This window comes from Erythrobacter sp. CCH5-A1, assembly GCF_001557115.1.
Lineage (GTDB): Bacteria > Pseudomonadota > Alphaproteobacteria > Sphingomonadales > Sphingomonadaceae > Erythrobacter.
Map to the genome: position 1 here is coordinate 1 of NZ_LSKQ01000033.1, position 5,183 is coordinate 5,183.

Genomic DNA, 5,183 nt, shown 5'->3' on the forward strand with positions numbered 1-5,183 from the left:
GAGGGCATAGCGTGGATGGTACGCTAAACAACGCTAAGGGCGAACAATCAGCGAACGCTTATGCGACGCGGCTATCCGGCGGGAGATTGAGGGCCTTGCGGCCAGCGGAAGCGGCTGCGCGATCCCAGAGGAAATCGCCGGAGAAGGCAATATGCTCCCAACCCACGGGGGACGTATGGGCGAGCAGATAATCAGGCACCGCGACCGAGGTTGATCGTAGATGCTGGGCGGCAGCATCCATGTAGATCGTGTTCCAGTAGACGATCGCGGCGATGACTAGATTGAGGCCGGATGCCCGATATTGTTGCGCCTCATGGCTGCGGTCGATGATCCGGCCTTGGCGGAAGGTGTAGATTGCCTGCGTCAGGGCATGGCGTTGTTCGCTGTTGTTGAGACCAGCATGGCATCGCTGGCGCAGATCGGGATTTTCCAGCCAGTCCAGCATGAACAGGGTTCGCTCGATCTTGCCGATTTCCTGTAGCGCGACGTCGAGTTGGTTCTGCCGTTCGTACGCGGCGAGCTTTCGCAGCATGACCGATGGCGCGACATGGCCGGCCTTGATCGAGCCGACGAGGCGCAGCACGTCATCCCATTGTTCAGCGATGATGTCGGTGCGGATACGCTTGCCCATTAGCGGGGCGATGGCCGGATAGGCCTTAACCGGCGCGATCGGCGCGAGGCGCCGGTCTGGAAAGTCGCGCAGGCGCGGGCAGAAGCGAAATCCCAGCATCGCGCACAGGGCGAAGACATGATCGGTCGCCCCGCCAGTGTCGGTGTAATGCTCGACGATTTTCAGATCGGTGCCGTGGCTGGTGAGGCCGTCGAGAACATAGGGTGCCTCATGCGTCGCGGCAGAGATCACGTTGACGTGGTAAGGCGCACGCTGGTCGGAAACATGAGTGTAGAAGCTGAAGCCATGATCGACGCCATAGCGGGCGTTGATATCGCCGCCCGATGCACCGCGCTTCGCGCCCCTGAAGAACTGGCCATCGGAACTGGACGTTGTGCCGTCGCCCCATACGCGCGAGAATGGCAGGCGGTGATGCGCGTTGATGAGCACGGCCAGCGCCGCGCAGTAGCTGTCGTCGCGGATATAGGCGTCATGGGTCCACAGGAGCTGGTCGCGCGTCACGCCCTGGCTCGCGGCAGCCATGCGCGACAGGCCGAGATTGGTGGCATCCGCAAGGATGGTGGCGAGCAGCGCGTTTTCGTTGGGGCACGCTTCGCCGGTGCGCAGGTTCGTGAATGCAGCAAGAAAGCCGGTTTCCTGCGCCACTTCATGCAGCAGCTCGGTGATGCGGATGCGGGGCATCATCGCATCGAGCCGGTCAGCCAGCGCTTCGGCATCGGGCATCGCGATCGTGCGAACCGGGGATATCTGGAGGCGGCCGTCGCGGAACCGCACACCCTCCAGAGCGTCGCGCTTCAGGCGCTGGGCAAATTTCTTCAGTCGCCAGTCCAGTTCGCGGCCCCGTTGTTCGAGCCATTCGCTGGCTGTGGGTGGCAGACCAAGAGCCGACACGATTGGCTTCGCCTTCGGTTCGCTGAGCAGGTAGCTGTCGAACTGGCGGTATCCCGCCGATCGCTCCACCCAGACATCCCCCGAACGCAACTTGTTGCGCAGATGCGCGATCGTTGCGATTTCCCAGAGCCGCCGGTTGATCTTGCCGTTATCGCCAACGACGATTTTTCGCCATTCTTTACGGAAGGGCATCGGAGCGTCGGTAGGAAGATCGCGTTTGCCCGACCTGTTGAGGTCGCGCAGCATTTCGATGGCAGCGATCGTTTTCGCACTGCCCTTTCCGGCCCTGAACTGGAGCGTCTCAAGCAGGTCGGGGGCGAACTTGCGTAACGTCGCATAGCGGTCGGCCGCGACCGTCAGCGGATCGAGGTTGGCGGTTTCCGCGATGCTCGCCACTTCCGGCCTCGCCTTCATCAGGGTGTTCCACCCGACCGATGCGTCCAGGACCTCAATTGGATCTTCGCCAGTATCGACCGCATCGGTCAGCGCATCGATCGTTCTGCGAAAGATCAGCATCAGCCGCGCCACGTTCTTCGATGTGGCGGCATAGCTACGCGCCTGGGCATTCTTCGCGCGGGTGAAGATGCTGCCGATCAGCTTGTCCGCCATCTCCAGAGCGCTGTCGGTCAGCTGCTCTTCAAGATCGAGCAGGAAGGCAACCAGCGTGGCGCGCCGCCGGGAGGGAACGTATCGCTCGATCATATAGGCAGGCGATGCACGGCCTTCCCGGACATATTGCCGGAAGCGGTCCGCGTGGATGCGGCCAGCCACGTCCGGGGAGATGCCGATCTTCCGCACTTGCCGCAGGCGGTCGAGAATCTGGCGGATATGATCGGGCCTTGCCGCGATGGGAATGGTCTTGAGCGAAGCGAGCTGGCTCATGCCCCCGGCGTCGTCAAAGAGCTGGTCGAGGGCGTGGACCTGTTCAGCGCTGAGATCGTCGATCAGGGCATAGGCGGCTTGCTTGCGGGCACGCGCGCGCCCCGCGCTGCTGGCACGCTCGATGGTGGAGATGGACGGCAGCAGAATCCGGGCCTCACGAAGGGCGGTGACAACACCGGTCGCTATCGTCATCCCCTTGTCGGTCGCCCATGCCGTTTTCGTGGCCGCTTCGATCATGAACGGAATATCGGCACGCGTCGGCCCTCGCAGTCCCAAGCGCGCGGCTAGCTCGCGAGCATGGTCCGTCATGGTCTGGTCCCTCGCCGCATAGTCAGCCAGATCCGTGACGCGCAGGCCAAGCTGTTCTGCGACGAAGGCGGCGAGATCATGGGGCATCGCTCCCCTGTTCTGTATCAACTGCGCCAGTGTGATGCCCGGGTGGCGCAAGAGCGCGAGTTGCAGCGCGACGCCCAACTGGTTCCGTCGTTCCCGTCGCGCGCCGATGATCTCGATGTCCGCAGGCTCGAAGGTGTAGAGCCGAGCCAAGTGGTCGCGATCGGTCGGGATGGCAAGGATCTGATTGCGCTCGCTCTCGGTCAGGAGTTGATGCTTGCGCTTCGTCATGCCGATTCCCGTCCACAAAAGGTCAACTGCGCCTATGGACAGCCATGAGTAAAGAGACATAGTATGTGGACGGCTATGGGCGGGGTGAAGCGGTCGCCCTTCAGAGCGTCCACAGAACGACCGTTTGGGAGACACGATAGATGGGCGGCATTCTGGGCTACGCCCGCGTCAGCACCGGCGATCAGGATGTGGCGGGCCAGACCATGCGACTGGAGAATGCCGGCGCCATCAAGGTGTTCACCGATGTAATATCGGGAAAAAGCATGGAGCGGCCTGGACTGGCCGAACTGATCGCCTATGCCCGCAAGGGTGACACGCTCGCCGTGGTCCGCCTCGATCGGCTTGGGCGTTCGCTGACTGAACTGCTCGCCACAGTCGAAACTTTGCGCAGCCAAGGCATCGCCCTCCTGAGTCTTGAGGAAAAAATCGACACCTCGTCGGCCGCCGGCGAACTCATCTTCCATGTGTTCGGAGCTATCGCCCATTTCGAGCGGCGGCTAATCTCTGAGCGGACCCGCGATGGGATCGCCGCTGCACGCGCCAAGGGCAAGCAGCCTGGCCGTCAGCCGCTCGACATGTCCAAGGTGGATGCGGCCATCAAACTGGTCGAAGCCCGTATCTCGCCGACAGAGGCAGCACGGCAACTCGGCATCGGCAGATCCACCATCTATCGCGAAATGCGCCGCCTTGGCGTGGAAAGGCCTGCCTGAATGTCCAGATTGAAATCTGCTCACGATCTGTCCGGGCTGATGAAATATGCGGATCGTGCTCCGTGGGACGAGGCGATGGATGAAATGCTGTCCGCGCATCTCGGTCCGGCATGTGAAGCGACCGGCCTCGAACCCGACGCCATATTCGAGATCATCGGTGATCATTGGCAAGGGCCGCTATGGGGCTGCGCCTTTGAAGATCTGCTGACACAGGAACTGGAACCTGACGGTCGCAATCTGGTCGATGACTATCTCAAGCGCCGAGGCTGGAACGAGAAGGCGCCGAACAAGGCCTATATGCGCGCGCTGCGGGATACGATGATGTCGCTCTATGAGGTTAGCGAGGTCGTCCCCGGTCAGTCGATGACCTTGCGTGATCTGTTGCGGGATGTTGCGCCAGTCACGGTCCGCGAACACGGCGCGACACAGACCCTCGTCAACTGGGACAAGATCGCTGCACGGGTTGTCGATGTGAACGGTCGCCATGGCATCTCGGGCGCGCTGTTGCCGTTCAGCGCTGATGGCGCCCTACAACTGATCGACGCGTTTGGCCGGCTTGCGGACGATGCAAAGGACACCTCCGAACTAAACCAGACCGACCGGGATGCTATTTTACGGGCATCAGGCCCGATGTTCACGAACATGTGGCTGCTCGATTGTCTGGGCAAAGCCATGCCTGGCACCATGCCGGATATGGTCAACGCCGATGGCGATGATCTTGTGTTCCACCGCATCGTCTTCCCCCTGGCCAAGGGCGTGATCGGCAAGAGCGTGGTTCGCAGGCTGAACGCGGCACAATGGCTGGAGCCTGCCAGCGACACATTCTGGAACTGGCTGGTGCCGGTGACGAAGGAGAGAAAACCACGAACGGCCAAAGGCGGGCAGGCTTTTGTGACGACCATGGAGGACGGCACACCCGTCTTCGCCAATGTCGAGTTGGCGGGACGCAAACTGATCGTTGAGGTCAATAGTGCCGCCCGTGCGGAGAAAGCGATTGCGCAAATGGGCGAATGGCTTGGTGATTGCGTGAGCACACCTATGACCGAAATCCGGACTCTGGCCCAGTTCATGGCTGATGACGCCGCCCGCGCTCCGCAGGAAGAGCCGCTCGATATCCCGCCGGACGAAATGGAGCGCATCGTTCATGATATGCTGACACGCGAATATACCAAAACGCTTGATGAAGCGGTGCCTGCCCTTGGCAACAAGACGCCGCGCGCTCTGGCCCGCACGAAGGCTGGCCGGGCGAAAGTGGCCGACTGGCTCAAATATATAGAGAATGGCGCAGCAAAATCCGGGGTCGGCGAGCCAATGGCTACCTATGATTTTACGTGGATGTGGCAAGAGCTGGGCATCATCGGCCTCCGCAGGTGATGCCCTTGCACGCCGTTCCGGTATTGTTCGTCCTTAGCGTTGCTTGGCGTACCTCCCACGCTATGCCCTCT

Annotated in this window: 3 protein-coding genes; 2 read left to right on the plus strand and 1 reads right to left on the minus strand. The window is 61.6% G+C overall.

The genetic code is table 11. The features are described 5' to 3' along the window. Positions 1-58: 58 nt before the first annotated feature. Positions 59-3,028 (minus strand): Tn3 family transposase, encoded by a 2,970-nt coding sequence (locus tag AX708_RS01750; protein ID WP_007015734.1) that lies wholly within the window; start codon positions 3,026-3,028, stop codon positions 59-61. Between the two features lie 140 nt (positions 3,029-3,168). Here AX708_RS01750 and AX708_RS01755 point away from each other — a divergent pair, with 140 nt between their 5' ends. Both AX708_RS01755 and AX708_RS01760 read left to right on the plus strand, forming a co-directional pair. Further along, complete coding sequence (locus AX708_RS01755) at positions 3,169-3,738, plus strand: recombinase family protein (protein WP_007015735.1); 570 nt, start codon at positions 3,169-3,171, stop codon at positions 3,736-3,738. Further along, positions 3,739-5,112: a hypothetical protein gene (locus tag AX708_RS01760; protein WP_007015736.1), complete on the plus strand. Its 1,374-nt coding sequence runs from the start codon at positions 3,739-3,741 to the stop codon at positions 5,110-5,112. Positions 5,113-5,183: the final 71 nt, after the last annotated feature.

Coding starts and splice junctions, on each gene's coding strand:
- AX708_RS01750 (WP_007015734.1), bottom strand. CDS start 3,028: ATGACGAAGCGCAAGCATCAACTCCTGACCGAGAGCGAGCGCAATCAG.
- AX708_RS01755 (WP_007015735.1), top strand. CDS start 3,169: ATGGGCGGCATTCTGGGCTACGCCCGCGTCAGCACCGGCGATCAGGAT.
- AX708_RS01760 (WP_007015736.1), top strand. CDS start 3,739: ATGTCCAGATTGAAATCTGCTCACGATCTGTCCGGGCTGATGAAATAT.